24 protein-coding genes are annotated in these 23034 nt (G+C 63.8%); 15 read left to right on the top strand and 9 right to left on the bottom strand.

What is annotated here, in order from left to right:
• Positions 1 to 36: 36 nt before the first annotated feature.
• Together BUA26_RS07925 and BUA26_RS07920 are read right to left on the bottom strand one after the other, a co-directional pair.
• Positions 37 to 561: a GNAT family N-acetyltransferase gene (locus BUA26_RS07925; RefSeq protein ID WP_072759346.1), complete on the bottom strand. Its 525-nt coding sequence runs from the start codon at positions 559 to 561 to the stop codon at positions 37 to 39.
• 103 nt (positions 562 to 664) lie between these two features.
• Positions 665 to 1129 carry a rhodanese-like domain-containing protein gene (locus tag BUA26_RS07920; protein WP_255368204.1) on the bottom strand — a complete coding sequence of 155 codons (465 nt, stop codon included), beginning with the start codon at positions 1127 to 1129 and terminating at the stop codon, positions 665 to 667.
• Here BUA26_RS07920 and ftrA point away from each other — a divergent pair, their 5' ends adjacent.
• Positions 1130 to 2143 carry a transcriptional regulator FtrA gene (gene ftrA / locus BUA26_RS07915; protein WP_255368203.1) on the top strand — a complete coding sequence of 338 codons (1014 nt, stop codon included), beginning with the start codon at positions 1130 to 1132 and terminating at the stop codon, positions 2141 to 2143.
• Positions 2144 to 2413: 270 nt separating this feature from the next.
• Positions 2414 to 3541, top strand: coding sequence for an alpha/beta hydrolase (locus tag BUA26_RS07910; RefSeq protein ID WP_072759342.1), 1128 nt, complete (start codon positions 2414 to 2416; stop codon positions 3539 to 3541).
• 9 nt (positions 3542 to 3550) lie between these two features.
• Here BUA26_RS07910 and BUA26_RS07905 read toward each other — a convergent pair whose 3' ends face one another.
• Positions 3551 to 3994 (bottom strand): Lrp/AsnC family transcriptional regulator, encoded by a 444-nt coding sequence (locus BUA26_RS07905; RefSeq protein WP_072759340.1) that lies wholly within the window; start codon positions 3992 to 3994, stop codon positions 3551 to 3553.
• A 157-nt stretch (positions 3995 to 4151) separates the two neighbouring features.
• On the opposite strand from BUA26_RS07905, the gene BUA26_RS07900 reads away from it, so the two are divergent.
• Both BUA26_RS07900 and BUA26_RS07895 read left to right on the top strand, forming a co-directional pair.
• Positions 4152 to 5024: a DMT family transporter gene (locus tag BUA26_RS07900; RefSeq protein ID WP_255368202.1), complete on the top strand. Its 873-nt coding sequence runs from the start codon at positions 4152 to 4154 to the stop codon at positions 5022 to 5024.
• Between the two features lie 51 nt (positions 5025 to 5075).
• Positions 5076 to 5993 carry a PhzF family isomerase gene (locus BUA26_RS07895; RefSeq protein WP_072759335.1) on the top strand — a complete coding sequence of 306 codons (918 nt, stop codon included), beginning with the start codon at positions 5076 to 5078 and terminating at the stop codon, positions 5991 to 5993.
• 62 nt (positions 5994 to 6055) lie between these two features.
• Here the strand turns inward: BUA26_RS07895 and BUA26_RS07890 are convergent, their stop codons facing one another.
• Complete coding sequence (locus BUA26_RS07890; RefSeq protein WP_072759333.1) at positions 6056 to 6607, bottom strand: hypothetical protein; 552 nt, start codon at positions 6605 to 6607, stop codon at positions 6056 to 6058.
• Between the two features lie 204 nt (positions 6608 to 6811).
• On the opposite strand from BUA26_RS07890, the gene BUA26_RS07885 reads away from it, so the two are divergent.
• Positions 6812 to 7426: a hypothetical protein gene (locus tag BUA26_RS07885; protein WP_255368201.1), complete on the top strand. Its 615-nt coding sequence runs from the start codon at positions 6812 to 6814 to the stop codon at positions 7424 to 7426.
• A gap of 58 nt (positions 7427 to 7484) precedes the next feature.
• Here BUA26_RS07885 and BUA26_RS07880 read toward each other — a convergent pair whose 3' ends face one another.
• The 3 genes from BUA26_RS07880 to BUA26_RS07870 form a co-directional block, all read right to left on the bottom strand.
• Entirely contained in the window at positions 7485 to 8966 is a 1482-nt protein-coding gene (locus tag BUA26_RS07880; protein ID WP_083572958.1) for a MocR-like pyridoxine biosynthesis transcription factor PdxR, read from the bottom strand.
• 183 nt (positions 8967 to 9149) lie between these two features.
• Positions 9150 to 9824 carry a Vgb family protein gene (locus BUA26_RS07875; protein WP_072759330.1) on the bottom strand — a complete coding sequence of 225 codons (675 nt, stop codon included), beginning with the start codon at positions 9822 to 9824 and terminating at the stop codon, positions 9150 to 9152.
• 9 nt (positions 9825 to 9833) lie between these two features.
• A complete protein-coding gene (locus BUA26_RS07870) occupies positions 9834 to 11054 on the bottom strand; it encodes a helix-turn-helix domain-containing protein (protein ID WP_072759328.1) in 1221 nt (406 codons plus the stop codon).
• Between the two features lie 153 nt (positions 11055 to 11207).
• Between BUA26_RS07870 and BUA26_RS07865 the strand changes: the two genes are divergently transcribed.
• Both BUA26_RS07865 and BUA26_RS07860 read left to right on the top strand, forming a co-directional pair.
• The gene (locus BUA26_RS07865; protein ID WP_072759326.1) at positions 11208 to 11993 is read left to right on the top strand and encodes a DUF899 domain-containing protein; all 786 of its coding nucleotides are present in this window, start codon (positions 11208 to 11210) and stop codon (positions 11991 to 11993) included.
• A gap of 46 nt (positions 11994 to 12039) precedes the next feature.
• On the top strand, positions 12040 to 12834 hold the full coding sequence (locus BUA26_RS07860; protein WP_072760173.1) for a DUF2182 domain-containing protein: 795 nt from the start codon (positions 12040 to 12042) through the stop codon (positions 12832 to 12834).
• A gap of 93 nt (positions 12835 to 12927) precedes the next feature.
• Here the strand turns inward: BUA26_RS07860 and BUA26_RS07855 are convergent, their stop codons facing one another.
• Positions 12928 to 13335, bottom strand: a complete 408-nt coding sequence (locus BUA26_RS07855; RefSeq protein WP_072759324.1) for an MAPEG family protein — start codon at positions 13333 to 13335, stop codon at positions 12928 to 12930.
• A 69-nt stretch (positions 13336 to 13404) separates the two neighbouring features.
• Positions 13405 to 13677: a hypothetical protein gene (locus BUA26_RS07850; RefSeq protein ID WP_072759322.1), complete on the bottom strand. Its 273-nt coding sequence runs from the start codon at positions 13675 to 13677 to the stop codon at positions 13405 to 13407.
• A gap of 291 nt (positions 13678 to 13968) precedes the next feature.
• Between BUA26_RS07850 and BUA26_RS07845 the strand changes: the two genes are divergently transcribed.
• The 8 genes from BUA26_RS07845 to BUA26_RS07810 all read left to right on the top strand — a co-directional run bounded on the left by BUA26_RS07845 (position 13969) and on the right by BUA26_RS07810 (position 23012).
• Positions 13969 to 15597 (top strand): methyl-accepting chemotaxis protein, encoded by a 1629-nt coding sequence (locus BUA26_RS07845; RefSeq protein WP_072759320.1) that lies wholly within the window; start codon positions 13969 to 13971, stop codon positions 15595 to 15597.
• A 31-nt stretch (positions 15598 to 15628) separates the two neighbouring features.
• Entirely contained in the window at positions 15629 to 16117 is a 489-nt protein-coding gene (locus BUA26_RS07840) for a chemotaxis protein CheW (protein ID WP_218587784.1), read from the top strand.
• Positions 16117 to 17358: a CheR family methyltransferase gene (locus tag BUA26_RS07835; RefSeq protein WP_072759316.1), complete on the top strand. Its 1242-nt coding sequence runs from the start codon at positions 16117 to 16119 to the stop codon at positions 17356 to 17358. Before BUA26_RS07840 ends, BUA26_RS07835 begins: the two co-directional genes overlap by 1 nt.
• A 1-nt stretch (position 17359) precedes the next feature.
• The gene (locus BUA26_RS07830) at positions 17360 to 17950 is read left to right on the top strand and encodes a chemotaxis protein CheW (protein ID WP_072759314.1); all 591 of its coding nucleotides are present in this window, start codon (positions 17360 to 17362) and stop codon (positions 17948 to 17950) included.
• Positions 17947 to 20184, top strand: coding sequence for a hybrid sensor histidine kinase/response regulator (locus tag BUA26_RS07825; protein WP_072759312.1), 2238 nt, complete (start codon positions 17947 to 17949; stop codon positions 20182 to 20184). The genes BUA26_RS07830 and BUA26_RS07825 overlap by 4 nt, the downstream gene beginning before the upstream one ends.
• The gene (locus BUA26_RS07820; protein ID WP_072759310.1) at positions 20181 to 21200 is read left to right on the top strand and encodes a chemotaxis response regulator protein-glutamate methylesterase; all 1020 of its coding nucleotides are present in this window, start codon (positions 20181 to 20183) and stop codon (positions 21198 to 21200) included. The genes BUA26_RS07825 and BUA26_RS07820 overlap by 4 nt, the downstream gene beginning before the upstream one ends.
• Positions 21201 to 21244: 44 nt before the next feature.
• Positions 21245 to 22222, top strand: coding sequence for a GGDEF domain-containing response regulator (locus BUA26_RS07815; protein ID WP_255368199.1), 978 nt, complete (start codon positions 21245 to 21247; stop codon positions 22220 to 22222).
• Positions 22223 to 22373: 151 nt separating this feature from the next.
• Positions 22374 to 23012 (top strand): NADPH-dependent F420 reductase, encoded by a 639-nt coding sequence (locus BUA26_RS07810; RefSeq protein ID WP_072759306.1) that lies wholly within the window; start codon positions 22374 to 22376, stop codon positions 23010 to 23012.
• Positions 23013 to 23034 lie beyond the last annotated feature (22 nt).

Below are 23034 nucleotides of genomic sequence, written 5' to 3'. Positions count from 1 at the left end.
GGCTTCGTCAGTGGAAGAGTGAAGTGGCACCTCTCTTCACGGTGACGATGCGGGAGCCGAAAAGGATCCGTCCCTGCCCTCAGATGCCGCGATCGCGAGCGAGAACCTGAGCTTGCCTTGCGCAAGCGCGCCTTCGCGCCGATAGAATCGCTCCGCTTCGGTATTCCAATCGGGTGTCTGCCATTGGACTTCCGCGTAACCCCGCTCGCGCGCAAAGGCCACGAGCGTGGCCATCAGGGCCGCGCCGACGCCCAGGCCCCGGTATCCCTCTCGCACGAAGAGGCAATCCATATGCAGGAAATCGCCGGCCGACCAGGTCGAAAATTCACTCGTCGCCGCGACGTATCCGATGGCCGTTCCGTCCACTTCCGCGACCCATGCCGTCAGCCGTGACGGTTCCCCGGATAGCACGCGTTCCAGCCGTGCCGCCTTGCCGTTCGGATCGTAGGCCGCGCGTTCGTAGCGGGCATGCTCGGCGCACAGGGCTACGAGTGTATCGACGTCCACGGGGCCGGCTCGACGCACCGTCCACGGCAGCTGTTGCCTGATTCCAGCCGTCATCGCGAGTTCCTGGGAGATTTCCGAGATGACGCCATGCGATCTACCGCGTCGCTCGCCAGCAGCCGATGCCGCCATCCCGGACGAGTTGCACTCGGAGCTGCGTTCAGTCGGCTTCGCCATCGCGGGCGAGGGTGAACCCTTCGTCCAGCCAGCCGGTGATCCCTCCGGCCATGAGCTTCACCGGATAGCCAAGCCTTGCAAGCCTTGTCGCGGCACGGGCGGCGCCGTTGCAATGCGGTCCCGCGCAATAGGTGACGAACAGCGTGGCCGGCGCATAAGTGCTCATGCGCGATTCGATGATCTTGCCGTGCGGGATGTTGATGGCCCCGGCGACATGTCCCTTCGCAAACATTTCCGGGCTGCGCGCATCGATCAGAACGAATCCGGGATCGCCGGATTCCATGGCGGCGTGCGTATCGAAGCAATCTGTTTCGAACGCGAACATGGATTCGAAGTGCTGGACCGCCAGTTCCGAAGGGGCGGCCGGGTATTGCTTGACGGCGTTTTGCATCGCTGATCTCCACATGAAGGACGCCGCTATTGTTAGGCGCGGTCCCAGGGCGGACAATTGGCCGAACTGACAACATTCGATCAAATCGTGCCAAAGCCGCGCCGTGCCTCTTCCAAGATCAACTCCCGGGTGGCCGTCCTGGTCTACGACGGTCTGTGCGCTTTCGAATTCGCCTGCGCCGCCGAGATATTTGGCCTCTCCCGGCCCGAGCTCGGCGCCCACTGGTACCGCTTCGAGACATGCGCACGGCATGCGCGCCCGGTGCGCGGCCAGTACGGCATGCAGATCAAGGCCGATGGCGGGCTGGATCGCCTGGCCACGGCGGGTACCGTGATCGTCCCTGGCTGGACGGGCATCGACACACCGGTTCCGGAAAGCATTCTCGAGGCGCTGCGCAAGGCGCACGCGCGGGGAGCCCGTCTGCTGTCGATCTGCTCGGGCTCTTTTGTCCTGGCCGCGACCGGGCTGCTGGATGGCAAGCGGGCGACCACGCATTGGCGCTATGCCGACAGGTTGCAGCAGCGCTACCCCTCCATCCGCGTCGATGCCGATGTGCTCTATGTCGACGAGGGTTCGCTGCTCACTTCCGCGGGAAGTGCGGCCGGCCTGGATCTGTGCCTGCATTTGATCCGCCGCGATCATGGGCCGGACATCGCCAATCAAGTCGCCAGGCGTCTGGTGATACCGCCGCATCGCGACGGCGGGCAGGCACAGTTCGTGAAGCGGCCGGTTCAGAAGAACGCGCACGACAACCTGGCGCGGCTGATGGATGCGATGCGCAGCCGGATCGACCAATCCCTCCCGATCGCGGAATTGGCGCGCATGGCCGCGCTGAGCGAGCGGACGCTCATCCGCCGGTTCAAGGACGCCACCGGCACGACGCCGGCCGACTGGCTGACAGGCGTGCGGCTGGATCGGGCCCGCGAGCTGCTAGAGGTTTCGTCGCATTCGATCGATTCCGTCGCCCAGCAGTCAGGCCTGGGTACCGCAACAACCATGCGCCACCACTTCCGTCGTCGATTCGGCACCAGCCCAAGCGCTTATCGGCACAGGTTCGCCGGGAACGCGTAGGGGCGAACAAGTGTTGCGGACGGGCGTGTGGGTATCTGGCATCGAGACGTGCCGGCTATTCGTCGATTTGCGCGGATGCTCGAGCTGGGGTGTGCTTTTGGCTGTTAGCCGGCCTTCTGCTCCGGACGTCCGTGAGCCTGTCCGCGGACAGTGACGCACTCCTTGTTGCCATGCCCAAGCTATTGGAATGGTTCGGTTCGGTGGTCATCTGCGACTGGCACGCGCCTTGCTCCGTCTGGCGACACCAGCGTTTCCACCGAAGGGATACTCATGCGTTCCAGATTTTTATCGTTCATCGCCGTGTTTGTTTTGTGCGCCAGCGCGTCATGCCTGCGTGCCGAAGAGCCGCCGTCGCCGAGCAATCGGGCCGAAGCCGTGAAAATCATCGCCGACATGCGACGCATCGTGACGCCCGATGGTATCGAGCGGCACGAGAAGGTTCGCATTGGCGGGATCGATCAGTGGGTCAGCATTCGTGGCAGCGACAAGCGGAATCCCATTCTTCTCATGGTGCACGGCGGGCCCGGCTGGGTGTCGATGCCCACGAGCTGGTATTTCCAGCGCGGCTGGGAGGAATACTTTACGGTTGTGCAGTGGGATCAACGTGGCGCAGGGAGCACCTATGCGGCCAATGATCCAGTGGCCGTGGCCTCGACGATCACGCCGGAGCGCATGATTGCCGACACTGAAGAGATGATCGGCTGGCTGAGAAAAGAGTTCGGCAAGCAGAAGGTCTTCGTACTCGGCCATTCATGGGGTTCGTACCTCGGGCTCGAAATGGCCCGGCGGCATCCCGACTGGCTGTACGCCTATATCGGTATCGGCCAGATGACCAACATGCCGGAAAGCGAGCGCCAAGGTTGGCAATTCGCCATGGATGAGGCGCGTAAGGCCGGAAACACGGAAGCGATAAAGGAGCTTGAGTCCATCGCTCCGTATGCCGAGGGAACGAAACCTGTTCCACTTTCCAGTTTGATGATTCAGAGAAAGTGGCTCAATCAGTTCGGCGGGATGGTGTACCGCCGAACCGGCGGTCAGGCCGAGAGCGCCGCCATGTCGTTATCGCCGGAATACACCGATCGCGACGTCCAGCTGATCGGCGAGGCGAGCAATTACTCGCTCGACAAATTGCTCAGCCACGCGCTCACATTGGACCTCGGCGGCGTCAAGCATCTCGATTGTCCCCTGATCCTTTTTCTGGGCCGGCACGATCACAATGTCTCATCCAGCCTCGGCGAGGCCTGGTTCCAGAAGGTGCAGGCGCCCTCGAAGCGGCTGGTCTGGTTCGAAAATTCGGCGCATGAGGTCATGAACGAGGAGCCGGGCAAGACGTTGATATCGCTGGTGCGCTATGTGCGCCCGCTTGCCAACGAAAACCCCGACGCCATGGTCCATTGACCGCTGTCGTCAGACGGGCGCCATAGGCGGAGGCCGCCGCGCGATAAGCTGCCCCTTGACGATGGCCGTGCTCGTGGTGGCGTCGACGGCGAGGCGGTCCACGAGCTCGTCGAGGTGTTCCATCGAGCGAGCGAACAGGCGGGCAACGAAGCAGTCATCGCCGGTCACCTTGTCGCACTCGACGATCTCCGGCATGGACTCGATCAGCTCCTGGACGACACGCAGGCGTCCGGGTAACGGCCGCACTCTCACGATCGCCTGCAGCGCATGTCCGAGCAGTTTCGGTTCGAGATCGACGGTATAGGCGCGGATGACGCCGCGCTCTTCCAGGCGTCGCAGCCGCTCCGACGTGCTTGGCGCGGAAAGCGGGATGCTGGCGGCCAGCTCCTTGAGCGAGAGGCGCGCGTTGCCGGCCAGCAGCCTGAGAATGGCACTATCGATGTTATCGATCATGAAATAAGCCTGTACGGATATTTTGCCTGAAATAATGAGGCAATTTTCTCGAACTGTGTTTCTTTTCTTATGGAGCAATCGCAGTCTTCCCTCTAGATTGAGCGCAGTCAACAGGCGAGGGCGCGGCATGGGCGAACAGACACGTGGCACCGTCGAAATGTCGGTGGCGATGGCGGTTTCCGGGACCATCGGCTGGTTCGTGGTGACCTCCGGGCGTCCGGTGCTGGATGTGGTGTTCTGGCGGTGCGTGTTCGGTGTCGTGGCGCTCCTCGCCACCTGCATATACATGGGGCTGCTGCGCCGCCACCTCACGCGTCGCGTGCTGGCGTTGTCGTCGCTGGGCGGCGTGGCCATCGTGTTGAACTGGGTGTTGCTGTTCGGCGCGTATTCGCGTGCGTCGATAGCGATCGCCACGACGGTCTACAACACGCAGCCGTTCATGCTGGTCTGCCTGGGCGCGTTCTTTCTCGGCGAGCGAGTGACGCTCGCCAAATTGGTCTGGCTCGGGGTGGCCTTCGGCGGGCTGGTGCTGATCGTCCAGGTGGGCGCGACCACCGCGTCACTGGGCGCCGGGTACACCATCGGCATTCTCATGGCGTTGGGGGCGGCCGCGCTGTGGGCGATCGCCGCCCTCGTCACCAAGCAGCTCGCCGGCACGCCGCCGCATCTGATCGCGCTGATCCATGTCAGCGTGGGCGCGGTCATGCTGGCGCCGTTCGCCAGTTGGGCGCACCCGCCCGTACAAGCTGCAACCTGGAGCATTCTGGTGATCATCGGCGTAGTGCATACAGGAGTGGTCTACATCCTGATGTACGACGCGATCCACCGGCTGCCCACTTACATCCAGGGCTCGCTTTCCTTCATCTATCCGGTCGTCGCCATCGCCGTGGATGTGGCGGCATTCGGCCGGCGGCTGGAGACGATGCAGGTCGTCGGCGCGGTGGCGATTCTGGTCGCGGTGATGGGCATGAATGGCTTCGGGGCGCTTCGATCGAGAAGGCTTCAGGCGCACTCGGCCTCGACTACCTGAGCCTTCTTGGATTCTGCGCCTTGATTCCGCGGTTCATAGAGAGAGATCGGCATGGAAAAAATCTATCGCGTCTATCAAGTGGATGCTTTCACCCGCACGCGCTTCACGGGAAATCCAGCCGGCGTCGTTCCCGACGCCGATGGTCTCAGCGAAGCGCAGATGCAGGCGATCGCTCGTGAGCTGCACAACTCCGAAACGGCGTTCATCCTTCGGCCTGAGGCGGACGATCACGACGTCCGTGTCCGCTTCTTCACCCCGACGACCGAGGTGCCTGTCTGCGGCCACGCCACGATAGCCGCCCATTACGTGCGCGCCATCGAGGGCAGCGCGCCGCGCGGCAGCGTGCGCCAGCTGACAGGAGCCGGTGTGCTGCAGGTCGACATCGAACCCACCGAGGGCGACGACTTCCGCATCTGGATGCACCAGCGCCCGCCAACCTTCGGTCCCGTGCTGAACAGTGCCGCGCGCCATGCGCTGGTCGCGGCCCTGGCCATCGACGAACAAGACCTGGGCCGGGGGCCGATCGAAATCGTCTCCACCGGGCATTCCAAGGTCATGGTTCCGCTTCGCAGCCGCACGGTACTCGATCAGATCGAGCCCGATCTTTCCGCGCTGGCTGCGCTGAGCCGGAACATCGGCTGCAACGGCTACCACCTGTTCACGCCGGCCGATCCGGCACCGGGAATCCTGGCGCACGCCCGGATGTTCGCTCCCGCGATCGGCATTCCGGAAGATCCGGTGACAGGGAACGGAAACGGTCCGCTCGGTGCCTATCTCGTACGCCACCGCCTGGTGTCGCTGGTGAGCGGGCAGGGCGTGTTTTCCTGCACGATGAGGCAAGGCGAGGCGATGGGGCGCGCCGGCGAAGTCAAGGTCGAGGCAACCATCGACCCGGACTCCATGATGCCAAGCGCCGTGCGCATCGGCGGCGAAGCGGTCGTCGTCTTTCGCACCGAGCTCAGGCTCTGAATCAACGGCATGGTGGTTGCCTTGGCGCTTGATTCATTGCTTGCGTATTTCGGCGAACGCGATCACTTGAGCCGCGTCAAATAAGCCTTGAACGCGGTTGCCCATGTCTGGCCGCCGTCCCGGGAGTAGGAAATCTCGAAGCGATGCGAATTGGCCGTGATGTCGGACCAGACGCCGCGAACCAGAACCGTGCGACCCTTATAAACGGTCGTGCCGAAGAACTCGCCGCGACCGTCTTTGAAGCTTCCGATGGTCGGGGCTTCGATCTCTCCCGAATCGCTGTCGATGTAAGTCTGGCTCCATTGCCCGGCCTTGGAGTTATAGACGAAAAACGTCGCGCCTTCCCAATGTCCATTCGGGCCGTCGGCCTCGATTTCCTCAAGCCACGCGCGGCCATTCCAAACTGGCCGCGCTGTCTTCGTGCCGTCCATGACCACCGTGTGGGTTCCGCCATCGAACGGGTCCAGCACTTGCGTGGCATGTGTATGCCAGACCCCGCGAGCGAAGTCGAAATCATGAGAGCCGCCCTTGGGCGACTCGGCTCCTGCATTCAAAGACAAGCATGCAAGAACACCGGCAATCATGACTCCACGTAACAGCAGTTTCCACGTCATCGCGCTCTCCGCATAACCAAGTCCAGGATGAGACTTTAGGGAAAACCCGCGGCGCTAGAGGGGCCAGTCGGAGAAATTTGCGGTGGTCCACTTCGCCGGATGCGAGGCGGGGAGGCTTCGATCCAAAGTGCCGACTTTCACGCTCAAGTGGCCTGCACGTTTTCCCGGAAAGTGGCGTCTATAACCTTGGACGCAGTTGGAATAATGCGATCCACAGTCGATTCCTTCGCGGCAATACGGCCTGGTTTATTCAACTCTTCGGTGGACCTTATGATCAAGCGTGCAAGAACCTGGACAACCTGGGTGTTATCGGCGGCGATTCTGCTCGCGGCCGCTGGGCCGATAAAGGCGGCGGAACGGGATGGCCAGCATGACTTCGACTTCCATTTCGGTACGTGGAAGACCCACATATCGCGGCTTGTGCATCCGCTGGCCGGCTCGACAACCTGGACGGCGTACGACGGCGTGTCGATCGTCCGCAAGGTCTGGAACGGTCGCGCCAGTCTGTTCGAACTCGAGGTGGACGGTCCGGCCGGCCATATCGAAGGCGTCGGACTTCGCCTGTACAACCCCACGTCGCATCAGTGGAATCTGAACTGGACAAACAGCAGTGTCGGCATGCTGGACGCCGCCATGATCGGCGAGTTCAAGGACGGACGCGGCGATTTCTATGGTCCGGATACTTTCGATGGACGGCGTATCCTGGTGCGAAACGGCTTCTCCGACATCAAGCCGAACTCGTCCCGCTTCGAGCAAGCGTTCTCCGTCGATGGCGGCAAAACCTGGGAGACGAACTGGATCATGACGTTCACCCGTTAGGGAAGAAAGCACGGGCTCCGTCATCTCCGGCGACGGAGCTGCCTGCCGCATTTCGCGGCTAGAGCACCCGCCGCAACGCCTTCAGGCCCTGCTCGATATCCTCGAGGTCGACAGCCCCGTAGCCGAAAACCAGGCCTTCCGATGTTGGCGCGCCGAAAAAATAGCGCTCGAACGAATGCAAATGCACGTTCGACTCCAACAATCGGGCGGTGACGCGTTCGAGGCGTTTGGGCAGCGTCGAGAACGCCGCGACATGCATGCCGTAATGCGACTCCATCGGCGACAGTTCTCCCGAGAAGTCCGATCGGAGTATCTCCCCTAGGAGATCTCGTCGCTTCCTGTATATGTCACGGAGCTTGCGCACGTGCCGCGCCAGATGCCCATCGGCGATGAAACGGGCCACCGCCATTTGCGTCAAAGTCGGGCAATGCCAATCGAGACAATTCTTCGCCGTAATCAGCGCCGGCAAGGCCCACTGGGGTGCCACTACGAATCCCAGCCGAAGCGCGGGGAACATGCACTTGGAGAAGGTGCCGACGTAGAACACGTCCTCCGCGGTCGCCGTGGATCGCAGCGCCTGCAGCGGCGTGCCGTCGTACCGGAATTCTCCGTCGTAATCGTCCTCGACGATGACTGCTCCATGCTTGCGGGCAAAGTCGAGCAGTGCCGCCCGCCGCTGCGCGGACATCGATACGCCGAACGGAAACTGGTGTGAAGGACAGACGCAGACGATGTGTACGGGGGTTGGCAGGGCATCGACCACCAGTCCATGCGCGTCGACCGGTACAGGCACAATTTTGGCGCCGGCAGCGAGAAACGCAGCGCGCATCGGTGGGTAGCCTGGATCTTCGATGGCGACCGTCGTAACCCCGGGGGTTACCAGTACACGGGCGAGAATATCGAAAGCCTGCTGTGCGCCGGCGGTAACCAGCACATCGTCGGGCTCGCACACGAGCGCACGCGAGATGGCGATGTGCGTCGCGATCGCCGCCCTCAGAGGGAAATGCCCTTGATTGCCCTGCGGACTCTTGAACGCAGGCGGCTTTAATTCCATGCGCCGGAGCTGCTTGGCACTGACCCGACGAAATATGTCGAAGGGGAATAATCGCGGATCGACCAATGCGGGCCGAAAATCCAGGGATGCGGCCGCCTTTGAGGCCTTTGCACGCTGACTGTCGTGCCAGAAGTTAAGTGTGCGGGCAAGCTCCGGCCGCGACCATAGTGAATTCAGACGTGGATCGGGCGTCTGCTGTGTCGGCAGGCGTTCGCGCGGCGGCCGGCTTTGCTTCGGCGCCACATAGGTTCCCGATCCTTGCCGGGACTGTATCAACCCCTCGATCGCCAGCTTCGCATAAGCCCGGGCAACCGTGTTTCTCGATACACCGAAAAAGACAGCCGACTGACGCTCCCCCGGGAGTCTGGACCCGGGAACCAACCGGCCATCGAGAATGGCGGCGCGCAACTGCGCGTAGACGGATTCCGCAGATCGGCGGCTTCCTCTAGGCGGGGGGTCAAAAGCAATTTCGAACAGACTACTCATACCCGCCACATCACTCGCCACAACTTTCTTCCTCTGAAGTGGCTCCATAGCGCGAGGCCGCGAAGAGGAACATCTTACCGACCTGAAATCCTGGCTGCTCGGTTGCCAGGGCAGGGCCACCATGACCCCGGCCCGGGAAAGGCCCAACCGATATTTCGAATCGTCCGGGTCCGAACGCTTCGATTACTTGCTCGTGGCGTCGACAGGAATCCGGGAGCTGGGGGCTCGTCTGGGTCGGCGGACGGCTCTCACCTTTCCGCCGCCGCCGTCTCCGCAGAAGAACTGATCGCCGCCGTCGGATTCGAGCCCCGACACGCCGACTCCAGGTGGCATCTCGAGTTTCTCCAGGACCGCTCCCGTCAGCGGATCGATATGCCGCAGCTCGCTCACGTCATTTTCCCAGACGCCATGCCACAGCTCTCCGTCGACCCAGGTGACTCCGGTGACGAAGCGGTTGCTCTCGATGGAGCGAAGAACCGCCCCTGTTTCGGGATCGATTTGATGGATCTTCCGTCCCCGATGCTGCCCCACCCAGAGTGTTCCTTCGGCCCATGCGAGCCCCGAGTCGCCGCCGCCACCGGGTGCCGGGATCGTGGCGAGCACGCGGCCGGTCTCCGGATCGATCTTCTGGATGCGATCCTCGGCTATCTGAAACAGGTGCTGGCCATCGAAGGCCGTCCCAGCATGCGCGGCCACATCGATAGAGCGCAGCGTCTTGCCGCTGGCCGGGTCGAAGGCCTTCAGCGCGTCTCCGGCGGCAAACCAGACTTGCTGGCCGTCAAAGGTGACTCCACCGACGTTTTTGACACCCGGGAAAGGCCCATATTCACGGAGAATCTTGGCTGCTGATCGTTTCATGTTTCCATCCTACTCACCAGGGAACGGCGTGGGGAGTAACAAGGTCGTCGTGAATCCCAGCACGGGCGGAGTCATCCAGCGGCGAGCCCGCGCGTGACCCAACGACTGTACCTTGCCTGCCTCCGCCAGTGCGTCGAGTGCGCGCTGCACGGTACGCTGGCTGGTTCCAAGCGCCAGTGCCAGAGCCGAACTCGACCACCACTCGCCATCAGCCAGAAAGGCCAGCACCGCCGCGTGCTTCTCTTCGACGGGCCGCATCAATACCGCGACCTCGCGTGCACGGTGCGGCACCAGTGCGAACCCATGCTTGGTCGCGCTCACATCGGCCAGCGGGCTCAGCATGGCGCGTAGCCGCCCGACTTCGACGCGCAACCGCGCGCGATGCGATTCGTCGGCGCGCTTCGCCCGGAACGCCCGTGCGACCAGCGTGTCCCTCGATACGTCGCCGGGCCACGCTTCGCCCAGCATGCGCGCAAGCGCGAACAATACCGGGCGTCGTGCCAGCGGGATCACTGTGCCTGCGTCGCGCACGACATGACGGCACGCGTCCACGACAAGCGCCTTCGATGCCAATAACGCCTCGACTTCCTCGAGCAGCAGGAGCCGCTCCTTGCCACGGACCATCAGGCGAGCAGAAGGCGTGTTCAGGACCAGCGATGCGTTTTCGACCTCCGACGTCAGTGCAGGGATCCCGGCTTGGCGCGCGGCGCGCCCGGCATTGGCGAGCGCATCGCGCGCCTCCTTCGTCCGCAGGCGGCGCATCGCGATTCCCGCGACGAGCAGTTCGCGGGCTGCCTGCAACGCGGGCGGGAGGTGCGGGGGATCGCGCTCGGCGAGCCTGTGCTCGGCCTCGTCGAGGTGCCCGATCAAGAGCAGATGTCGGACTTCGAGATAGCGCGCATGCGCGGCGTTCACACTATCGCCATGCGCTTCCAGCGTCACCCGCGCGGCGTCGAGCGCCTTCGCCGGCCAGCCCAGGTCGCGCGAGACCAGCGCGATCTCGGCCTCGGCGACGATACACCGCGCGCGGGCCATGGGCTCTTTCGAGCCGAAGGCGCGCGCTGCGCTGCGCATGAGCGCCTTCGCCCGAACCAGATCGCCGAGCTGCGCCATCGCGATGCCTCGAAGCGCCAGCGCAGGTGCGTCGTTGCGCAAGGCAACCCGGTTCAATGCGCCGAACGGATCACCGGCCGCCAGCGCGCGCGCCGCGGCTGTGATCAGCGAGTCCATCGGCGCGAGCCCGTCTCAGCGAGTCCTGTTGAATCCCGCCACATTTGTCACTCTCGCCGTTGGATATCCAGCCCTAATCTATCTCACGACCATCAACCAGTGCGCACCCTGTCGAAAGACGGTGCGAACGGCACGACATAAAGGAGAAGAACGATGACGACGCACATGACCGGGACTCGAGAGGCATGGCTGGCGGCGCGGCTTGACCTGCTGGAGGCGGAGAAAGCGCTGACGCGGCAAAGCGACGAGCTGGCGCGGCGGCGGCAGGAGCTGCCGTGGGTGAGGATCGACAAGGATTATCGATTCGAGACGGCCGAAGGCAGCGCCTCGCTGGCCGACCTCTTCCAGGGGCGCTCGCAGCTCCTCATCTACCACTTCATGTTCGGGCCCGACTACAAGGCAGGCTGTCCGTCCTGCTCGGCCATCGCCGACGGGTTCGACGGTTCAGTCGTTCATCTGGCGAACCATGACGTCACGCTGATGGCGGTGTCGCGGGCGCCGCTGGCGATGCTGCAAGCGTACGAGCAGCGGATGGGATGGACGTTTCCCTGGGCGTCCTCGCTGGGCAGCGATTTCAACTTCGACTTCCATGCTTCGTTCACCGGAGAGCAACAGCGCATCGGAGCCATCGAATACAACTACCGGCGCGAGCCGGCATGGGCGGAAAGCGGGATCGGCGACTCGCTGACGAAACGTGGCGAGGGCCCTGTCGCCGAGATTGCGGCCACCACCGGAACCGACGTGGCGGCGTACACGCGCGAGCGGCCGGGCCTGAGTGCGTTCGTGCTCGAAGACGGCGTGGTCTATCACACCTATTCCACTTATTCGCGCGGAGTGGACGGGCTCTGGGGCATGTACCAGTGGCTCGACCGCGCCCCCCGGGGGCGCAACGAGTCGGGCACCTGGTTCCGTCGCCACGACGAATACAACAAGGGCTGAGCGAAATCGCGGCGGCACAACCGAGGATATGGAGACGGCACGACCGATGGCTTCCGAGCGCGCTTCCCATCCGATGTTTCTTGGTGTCTCGGCGCTGATCTTTGCCGTCAGCGCGGCGGTGACGATCGCCTGGTGCACGTCCATGTCGGCGATGGGCGGGATGCCGATGCCCGGCGGCTGGACCATGTCGATGGCGTGGATGCGGATGTGCGGACAGACGTGGCCCGGCGTAGCGTCATCGTTCCTCGGCATGTGGGTGGTGATGATGGTGGCGATGATGCTGCCGTCCCTGCTGCCCATGCTGTGGCGCTATCGCCAGGCTGTCGGCAGGATAGGCGAGACGCGACTGGCTAGTCTGACCGTGCTCGTGGGCGCGGGTTATTTCTTCGTCTGGACCGCGTTCGGCATGGCCGCCTTTGCGCTGGGCGCCACACTGGCGGCGCTCGAGATGCAGCTGCCGGCGCTGGCGCAAGCCGTTCCGATCGCGATCGGTGTGGTTGTCCTGATCGCCGGCGCGCTCCAGTTCACGGCGTGGAAGGCACATCACCTTGCCTGTTGCCGGGAGGCACCGAGGGGTAGCCGAACGTTGCCGGCGAATGCCGGCACGGCGTGGCGACACGGTATTCGCCTAGGCCTCCACTGCGGCTACTGCTGCGTCGGCCTGACGGCGATTCTTCTGGTTATCGGGGTCATGGACCTGCGTGTGATGGCTGCCGTGACGGCAGCCATCACCGTCGAACGTCTTGCACCGGCCAGTGGGCGCGTCGCTCGAGCCATCGGGGCGATCGTCGTTCTTGCCGGGTTGGTTCTGATCGCATCGGCAGCAGGCGCGCTAGGATGATGCATCCGCATCGTGCACCGGAGCTCCACCCACCCTGCGTCTGAAACTTGGCGACACATGGAGTAGTCATGGCGCATGCAGTGAACGCACGAATTACCGCACAAGCAGAGCCCACGTCCAATAGACCGCGATCACCATTTGCACCGCGAAGAAGAAGAAACGAGCGTTGACCGCGAGTACGCTCAATGAAGCGAGATGGATGACCGATTGGGCGACACGGGCAAGCAGAAGCCATGGGGCCAGCGCATCGGTGACCCCGGTACGGCTGGTGGCGATCGCGACGAGAAGAAGGCCCCCCATGATGGGTAGGCTCTCGATGCAGTTGGCGTGCGCGCGCGCCAGCCGTTGCAGAAACAGAGACTGGTTCGCGTTATCCGGCCTGAATTCATTGGACCTGGCGCGCCCGGAGAGGACCAGGTAAGAGCGGATGGCCTCCATGAGCACGAGCAGGAAGAGTGCCCATGCGATGAAGAGCGTCAGTACCCAGGCAGATGTGCCCATCGATCTATTCCCCTGCGTGCTCGATCATTATGAAGACGCCTCTGAATACGCTGGTGTCGCGCTCGATCTTTAGTCGAATTTCATCCCTGGATTCATCGATAGGGGAGAGAACCATGCGATGCCATGGCGCTCGATCAGAATCCTTGCTTGCTGCTCCCAGAGGTAATGGCAGCTTCCCCTCCCGACGCGCCCCATCTTCAGCGCCAATTGCTGTGCTTCGGCGGCGGCCTCTTTGACCTTCGGCGCTGTCGATGGGTCATTTTCGATAGGGTCACGCAGCACACTCCCCGGCGCCGATTGTTGCGTCGCGAGGAGTATGCGCTGCTCGAGGAGTTGGGCCATTGCTGGCATGAGAGGAGAGCCCTCGCTGAGTTGATCGGGCGGCCTGCAGCCCCGTGGGACGTCCGTTTTCACAACCCAGAGCAGGTATTGGTCGGGTCCGAACCCTATTTCCGGCACCGTCGTGGAAAGTGTTCACGGGTACCGTCCATGAACCGGGAGATATTACGCGCGCAAACGTCGTCGCATGGAAGCCACGGCCAGCAGGATGAGCCCATCCAAAACATCTAATGCGTTGAGCGGGATAATGTGTTAAGCAGGGCGCCGGGGTCGGGGAAATCCGGGAGCCTAGCTATGAACATTACGATCCGCCAGCGGATTCTTCTGAGCTTTGCCGTGATCCTCGCAGTGATGCTGCTGATGGGTGGTATTGCCATCCAGCGGCTGCTTCGTATTGAAGCGGACGGGGGCATCCTGCAACGAGACGCTCTTCCGGGGATGTATGCCGCCGACCAGCTGCAATTCGAATGGGCGGCGAATCAGTCGTTGCTGCGAGCGCACATGCTGGCCGCCGACGACGCCGCGATGACCCGGATCGAGGAGCAGCTGCGCACCAACGGCGCCACCTTCGATGCAGAGCTTGGCCGCTACGAGGCGACCATTTTCACGGCCGAGGAGCGCAAGGACTTCGAGGCATTGAAGCGAGCCAGCGCGTTGTACCTCGCCGCGCTGCCCGAGGCGATTCGGCTGAGCAGAACACGTAGCGACGCGGCCCGCGAATTCCTGCGGCTTCGCATGGATCCGGCATTCGAGCAGGCCAACGCGATCATCGTGCGGATCGAAGACACCAACCACAGCGATGCCTTTGCCGTCACGGAAGGTATCGCCAAGACAGCGGCAGCCGCGGAAACCGGCATCCGGGTGATCTGGGTGACTCTCTTCGGCGCGCTCGTGCTGGCGGTTCTGACCGGCTTTTACCTGCTCAAGGCCATCAGCCAGCCGCTGCACCTGCTCGGTCGGGCCGTGGAAGTGATGGCCAAGGGCGACTTCAGCGGGCGGCTGGCGTTGGCGCGCACGGACGAATTCGGGGTGCTGGCGCAGGGCTACGACCGCATGGGCAACGACTTGTCGGCGTTGGTGGGGCAGGTCCAGACCTCCGGCATTCAGGTCAATTCGTCGATCAACGAGATCGCCGCGACGCTGCGCGAGCAGCAGGCCACCGCCACCGAGATTGCCGCCACGACCACCGAGATCGGCGCGACTTCGCGCGAAATCTCGGCCACCTCCAAAGAGCTGGTCCGCACGATGAGTGCGGTAGCGTCCGGTGCGGAACAGACCGCCGCACTCGCCAGCGACGGCCAGTCCGGGCTGGTGCAGATGGAAGAGACCATGAGCCGAGTCATGGAAGCCACCGCATCGATCAACGCCAAGCTCGCCGTCCTCACCGAGAAGGCCGGCAATATCAGCCAAGTCGTCACCGCCATCACCAAGGTGGCCGACCAGACTAATCTGCTCTCGCTCAACGCCGCGATCGAAGCAGAGAAAGCCGGCGAATACGGTCGCGGCTTTTCGGTGGTGGCCACCGAAATCCGTCGTCTGGCCGACCAGACCGCGGTGTCGACGCTCGACATCGAGCAGATGGTGCGCGAGATCCAGTCAGCGGTGTCGGCCGGCGTCATGGGCATGGACAAGTTCTCCGAAGAGATCCGTCGCGGCACCAACGACGTGCGCCGGGTCGGCGAACAACTGTCGCAAGTGATACAGCACGTGCAGGCGATGGTGCCGCGCTTCGAGTCCGTCAATGAAGGCGTGCAGGCGCAAGCCACCGGTGCTGAACAAATCACCCAGGCGCTGGCGCAACTGAGCGAAGCCGCGCAGCAGACGGTCGATGCCTTGCGACAGTCGAACCAGGCGGTCGGCGAGCTGCACCAGGTCAGCTCGGGGCTGCGCGACGGTGTCTCGAAGTTCAAGCTGCAGGCGTAGGGGAAGCAATAACGGTCCGGACATCGCCGGGGTGAAGCCGCACAGAGAGAGCGACGGCATGCTGTTCCTTCTATTCCAACTGGGGGAGGATCGTTACGCGATCGAGGCGGCGAAGGTCGCCGCTGTGCTGCCGCTGGTGGTTCCCAAGGCCATCCCGGGCGCGCCCGTGGCGGTGGCCGGTGCCTTCGACTATCACGGCACCCCGGTGCCGCTGATCGACTTGAGCCAATTGGCGCTCGGCCGGCCGGCACAGCCGCGACACAGCACACGGATCATCGTGGTGGAGTACCCGATCGATGACAGCGACCCATCGCAGCTCGGGCTGATCGCGGAGAACGTGTCGGAAACGCTGGTGCGCGACCCCGCCGAGTTCGTACCCAGCGGTGTGCGCAGCGACGGTGCGCCGTACCTGGGCCGGATCGCTACGGATTCGCGCGGCATCGTGCAGTGGGTGCAGATCGATCAACTGCTCCCGGACGGGGTGCGCGATCTCCTGTTCAATCAGCCGGTCGTCAGCTGATGCCTTGGACCGACTTCAAAGTGTGGCTCAAGGAAACGATGGGGCTGGATTCGGCGACCGTCGGGCCAACAGTGGTCGAGCGGGCGGTCAAAACCCGCATGGCGGTCTGCGCGCTGCATGACATTGCCGGGTATTGGAACTTCGTACGAGCCTCGGCGATCGAGCAGCAGGAGCTCATCGAAGCCGTGATCGTGCCGGAAACCTGGTTCTTCCGCGATCGCGACGCGTTCGCGGCGCTGGCCCGGGTGTTCGATGGCCATTGGCTCGCCGCGCAGCCCAACAGCATCCAGCTGCGGTTGCTGAGCCTGCCCTGCTGTTCGGGGGAGGAGCCCTACTCGATGGCGATGGCCTTGCTGGATGCGGGGTTTCCCGCGGCGCGCCTGCGCGTGGATGCCATCGATATCAGCGAACAGGCGCTCGCCAAGGCGAGGCGCGGACTGTACGGCAGCAACTCGTTCCGCGGCCACGACCTGGAATTCCGGGAGCGTCATTTTGAATCCATCGCGGGCAAGTGGCAGCTGTCGGAGGCGGTGCGCAAGCATGTGCGCTTTGAATGGGGCAACGTCCTCGCTCTCGATGTGCTGAAGGGCGAAGCGGTTTACGACGCCATCTTTTGCCGGAACCTGCTGATCTATTTCGACGAAGACACCCAGGTTCGCGCCGTCGGCGTGTTGTCGGGTTTGCTGCGCGCCGAAGGGGTGGTCTTTGTCGGCCCTGCCGAAACAGGTCTGATGTTGAACCTGGGCTTCGCCTCGGCTCAGATGCCGATGGCGTTCGCGTTTCGTAAGCCCGAGACAAGGCCGCCGAGTCAGCCGGTACCGCATGCGTTGCCACCAGCGCGATCGGCAGCGGCACGCTCGAAGGCGGCAGCGCCCGCCGTGCCCAAGCGCGCGGTGCAGCGCGCGACGACGGCAGTCCCGCCGCCCGTGGTCGAATCCGATCTCGAGCAAGCGCAACGACTCGCCGACGCCGGCCGCTTTGCCGACGCGGCCGCGGCTGGCGAGGCGCATCTCAACACGCACGGCCCATCGGCGCAGGCGCTTTATTTGCTGGGTTTGATCCACGGCGCGACCGGGCACCGCGCACGCGCGGAAGACCATTTCCGCAAGGCGCTGTATTTGCAACCCGATCACTTGGAGTCCCTGGTGCATCTGGCATCGCTGCTGGAGGCCAAGGGCGATGTAGCCGGTGGCCAGCGAATGCGTCTGCGCGCACGGCGCTGTGGCGAGGCGGCGAGCTGACATGACCAGCCCGCGACCGGCACGCAGCGTTGCCTCTCTCGTCGCCGAGTTGCTCGATCGTGGCCTCGACGATGCCGAGCTACGTGAGGCGACAAAGCAAGTCGCACAGACAGCGGCGAGCCGGGAGTTGCTCACCCGGTCGACGTTCATCTTTCGTTTGGGCCCGGAGTGGCTCGGATTGCCCTCATCGGTGGTCGACGAAGTCGTGGAAACAAGGGCGATTCACACGTTGCCGCATCGACGCGAGGGTGTGATGCGTGGCCTTGTGAACGTGCGAGGACAACTGACGATTTGCCTCGCCTTGGAGCAGCTGTTCCAGTCCAGCACGCCCGCCAGCCCGGTGCGCGCTCGTCAAAGCGTGTTGAGCCGACGGCTGGTGGTAGTGGCGATGCAAGGCCATCGCCTGGCCTTCGAGGCCGACGAGGTGCACGGCAGCCACCGTTTCGATCCGGACAGCTTGCGCAGCGTGCCGGCCACGGTCGCCAAATCGGTGGCCAGTTTCACTACGGACCTGCTGCCCTGGCGTGATCACACGGTGGGGTTGCTCGATGCCGAGTTGCTGTTCCACGCACTGGGACGGAGGCTGGGATGAGCACAGGCAACCTCAGCGACTATTCGATGCATGATCTGTTCCGCATGGAAACGGAGGGGCAGGGACAAGTCCTGACGGACGGGTTGCTCGCGCTGGAGCGTGTGCCCACTTCCGTCGCCGAACTCGAAGCCTGTATGCGCGCCGCGCACTCCCTGAAAGGCGCGGCGCGCATCGTCGGGCTGGTGGCCGCCGTCGTCGTCGCCCATGCGATGGAGGACTGTCTGGTCGAAGCCCAGCAAGGGCGCCTGACGCTGCGCCACGATGTGATCGATGTGCTGCTGCGCGGCGTCGATCTGCTCGGCCGCATCGCCGGTACGCCCACGGAGGACGCGGCGCGATGGACACAGGAGATGTCGCCGGAAGCGGAAGAGTTTCGGGCCGCACTGGCGGACGCGTTGGCTGCCGGCACCGACACGCAGGGAGCGACTGCACCCAGGGCTTCGTCCCCGGCCGATGCCGCAGGCGCCGCTGTCGATGAAGTCGCGGAACGCGTGCTGCGGGTCACTGCGAGCAATCTCAACCGCATGCTTGGACTGGCAGGCGAATCGCTGGTCCAGTCGCGTTGGCTCGAGCCTTTCATTCGCTCGTTGATGCAGCTCAAGCAGCTTCAGCGCGACGCTGCAACCGCGCTCGACCGTCTCAACCAGTCCTGGTCGGCGCACTCGGCCGACCCGATCACCACGGAAATTTTGGTGGAAGCCCGCGGCAAGATCGACGAATGCCAGCGGGTCCTCGCCGACCGGATGACGCAGCTCGATATGTTCGATCGGCGCTACGCAAGCGTTGCGCACCGACTCTACGACGAAGCCCTGGCCAGCCGCATGCGGCCGTTCGCCGACGGCACCCAGGAATTCCGGCGAATGGTGCGGGATCTGGCGCGCGAGCTGGGCAAGGAGGCGCACCTCGAAATCATCGGCGAGACGGCCCAGGTCGATCGCGACGTGCTGGAAAAGCTGAAGGCGCCGCTCACCCACCTGCTGCGCAACGCCGTCGATCACGGCATCGAAACACCACTGGAACGGATCGCGGCCGGCAAGCCCGCCGAAGGCCATGTGTGTATCGAGGCACACCACATCGCCGGCCTGCTGGAGATCAGCGTCTCCGACGATGGCCAGGGCATCGCCATCGAGCGCGTACGGCGGGCGATCGTCGCGCGCGGCCTGGCCGACGAGCAGACCGCGCAACGCTTCGCTGAGGCCGAGCTGCTGGAGTTCCTGTTCCTGCCCGGCTTTACGGTCAAGGACACCGTGTCGGAGATCTCCGGCCGGGGCGTCGGACTGGACGCCGTGCAGAACATGGTCAAACAGTTGCGTGGAAGCGTGGGCTTGTCGTCCCAGGCCGGACAGGGTTCACGCTTCCGGTTGCATCTGCCGCTGACAACTTCGGTCGTGAAGGCCCTGGTCACCGAGATTGGAGGCGAACCCTATGCGTTCCCATTGGCCCACATTGTCTGTACGGCGACGGTGCCGCGAACCGAAGTGGAACTGCTGGAGGGTCGCCAACACTTCCAGTTGAGCGGCCGCCAGATCGGCCTGGTTGCTGCCCAGCAGGTGCTGGAAGGTACCGAGTCGAAAACCGCACCTGAGGAGCTGTCGGTCATCGTGGTCGGCGACCGCAATCGCAGCCACGAGTACGGGTTGGCGGTGGATCGCTTCCACGGGGTGTTCGAGCTGGTCGTGCAGCCGCTGGACCCGCGTCTGGGCAAGATCAAGGACATCAGCGCTGGCGCGTTGCTCGACGATGGATCGCCGCTGCTCATCGTCGATGTGGACGATCTGATCCAGTCGGTCGAACGGCTGGTATCGACCGGGCATCTGGCCAGCGTGCGCTACGACGAGGGTGTCGCAGAGGTGGCGCGCAAACGAGTTCTGGTGGTGGACGACTCGCTTACCGTGCGTGAGCTGCAACGCAAGCTGATCGAGAACGGCGGTTACGCCGTCGAGGTCGCGGTCGACGGCGTGGACGGATGGAACGCGGTGCGCCTGGGTCAGTTCGATCTCGTCGTCACCGACATCGACATGCCGCGCATGGACGGCATCGAGCTGGTCGGCCTCATCAAGAATGACACCCGCTTGCGTGATGTGCCGGTCATGGTGGTGTCGTACAAGGACCGCGAAGAGGATCGGCGCCGCGGGCTGGATGCCGGCGCCGACTTCTACCTGACCAAGAGCAGTTTCCACGAGGACGCCTTGCTGCAGGCGGTGGTCGACCTCATCGGTGAGGCGACGGCATGAAGATCGGCATCGTCAATGACCTTGCCATGGCGCTGGAAGCGTTGCGGCGCGCGTTGGCGCAGCGGCCCGAGCACACGATCCTGTGGTCGGCGACAGACGGGAATGAAGCCGTTGCGCGCTGCGCCGAGAACCGGCCCGACCTGGTGCTGATGGATCTGCTGATGCCCGGCATGGACGGAGTCGAGGCCACTCGGCAGATCATGGCCAACACGCCCTGCGCCGTGCTGATCGTGACCGCCAGCGTCAGGGACAACGCGCCGCTGGTGTTCGAGGCTGTGGGCCACGGTGCTATCGACGCCACCGACATGCCGGTGCTGGGCGATGGCGCGGACAACGCCGCGCCACTGCTCTCAAAAATCGACATGATCGGCCGGTTGATCGGCGACCGGCCGAACAAGACGGCACGTAAACCCGCCGGCCGCCCACCGACCGCAAATCGGCTGGTGGCGATCGGTGCTTCGGCGGGGGGGCCGCCTGCCGTGGCGAAAGTACTGGGGGCGTTGCCGGCGACGTTCCCGGCAGCGATCGTGGTGATCCAACACATCGACGAGCAGTTCACCCAAGGCATGGCGGATTGGCTCAGCCGCTCGTCCACCTGGCCGGTTCGCCTGGCGCGGCCGGGCGACTGCCCGACGGCGGGAACGGTGTTGTTGGCGTGCGCCCACGAGCACCTGGTTGTCAACGCCGATGGCTGCCTGGGCTACACCCGTGAACCGGCTGACCTTTCCTATTGTCCCTCGGTCGATGTGTTCTTTGAAAGCATCAACGCGTCGTGGCCGGGACAGGCGATCGGCGTGCTGCTCACTGGCATGGGACGCGACGGCGCCGCCGGTCTCAAGGCGTTGCGTTTGAAGGGTCACCACACGATCGCCCAGGACCAGGCGAGCAGCGCCGTTTACGGAATGCCGAAGGCCGCCGCCGAGCTCGGCGCTGCGGTCGACATCCTGCCGATCGAAAAGATCGCGTCCAGGCTGCAGGACGTCTTTGCAGTCAACTCGAGGAGCATGCCCAAATGATCTCGCCAGGTTCAATCGCTCTCCCTGCAACCGTCGAGACATCCGTGAACGACGGCCGGATTGTCGTATTCCTGGTCGATGACCAGGCCATCATCGGCGAAGCCGTTCGCCGGGCGGTCGCGAACGAACCGGATATCGAATTCCACTACTGCGGCGTCGGCGGCGAAGCCGTCGCCATGGCCGCGGCGCTGAGGCCCACGGTGATCATGCAGGACCTGGTCATGCCCGACGTCGACGGCATGACCCTGATCCATGTCTACCAGATGCATCCGGCGCTCCGGCATGTTCCGATCATCGTGCTGTCCAGCAAGGAAGACGCCGCCGTAAAGAGCCTGGCGTTCGCGACCGGCGCCGTCGACTACCTGGTCAAGCTCCCGGAGAACATCGAACTGATCGCGCGCATCCGTCATCACTCGCGGGCCTACATTAATCAGCTGCAGCGCGACGCGGCCTACCGCGCGTTGCGCGAAAACCAGCAGCAACTGATGCAGATAAACGAGGCGTTGCGTCGGCTGAGCGACGTCGACGGTCTCACTGGGCTCAGCAATCGCCGCAATCTGGACGCGTACCTGGAAGCCGAGTGGCGTCGCGCCGTTCGCGATCGCGAAGACTTCTCGATCCTCATGATCGACGTCGACGACTTCAAGCTGTACAACGACACCTGCGGCCACCTCGCCGGGGACGAAGTGTTGAAGCAGGTCGCCAAGGTGATGCAACAATGCGCGCATCGCCCGGCCGACCTCGCGGCCCGATACGGCGGCGAAGAGTTTGCCATGGTGCTGCCGTCAACATCGCAGGCAGGTGCTAAGCGCGTTGCCGATCAGATCTGCGCAAACGTCCGCGGCCTTTCGATTTTGCCTGATGCGTCCAGTGGGATGTGCGTCACCGTCAGCGTCGGCGCGGCGACGGCGGTGCCAAGCCGCGGCGAATCCTACGCCCCGCTCCTGGACGCCGCCGACGCCGCCTTGTATGAAGCCAAACGAGCCGGCAAGAATCGCGTAGTGAGCCATGAGTTGAGTTGAGGCTGTCCAGCGACCAGGAAGGATGGGTCGGTCAAACTCACACAAGGTTGAGCGCCAAGCAGCACGTTCTGCGCTTATGCCCCGGCGCAGTTCACGGCGTTGACTCTACTATCCGCAAAAAGGGGGCAGCGCTCTACTCAGGGAGACGACAATGAAGATTGGTGTATTGGGTTCGGGAATTGTGGCGCAGACGCTGGCCGCCGGTCTGCGCAAGCATGGTCACGAAGTGGTGGTGGGCACACGCGACCCAGCCAAGCTGTCCACGTGGGCAGCCGATCAGTCTGGAATCGCGGTGAAGAGCTTTGACGAGGCGGCTGGCTTCGGAGAAGTGATCGTTCTGGCCGTCAAAGGCAGCGCGGCGGAGCAAGTCGTCAGTCTCGTCGGCACCGCCAACCTGGCGGGCAAGGTGGTCGTGGATACATGCAACCCGATTGCGGACTTGCCGCCCGAGCACGGAGTGCTGCGCTACTTCACCACGCTGGACGATTCGTTGATGGAACGCTTGCAGCGCCGTGCCCCGCAAGCCCGTTTCGTCAAGGCATTCAGCTCGGTTGGAAATGCGCGCATGGTGAACCCCGTATTCAAAGACGGGCGTCCCGGCATGTTCATCTGCGGCAACGACGACGCAGCCAAGACCAGCGTACGCGCGCTGCTGGATCAACTTGGCTGGGATACGGAGGACATGGGCCGTGTCGAGGCGGCGCGTGCGATCGAACCGCTGTGCATGCTCTGGTGCATCCCTGGCCTCTTGCACAACGAGTGGACGCACGCATTCAAAGTGCTGCACTGAGGCCTTCGGTGCCCCGCGGACC

Source organism: Rhodanobacter sp. OK091 (assembly GCF_900142825.1).
Taxonomy (GTDB): Bacteria; Pseudomonadota; Gammaproteobacteria; order Xanthomonadales; family Rhodanobacteraceae; genus Rhodanobacter.
Note: the sequence above shows the minus strand (reverse complement) of the source record. Positions and strands in the feature narration are given on the sequence as shown.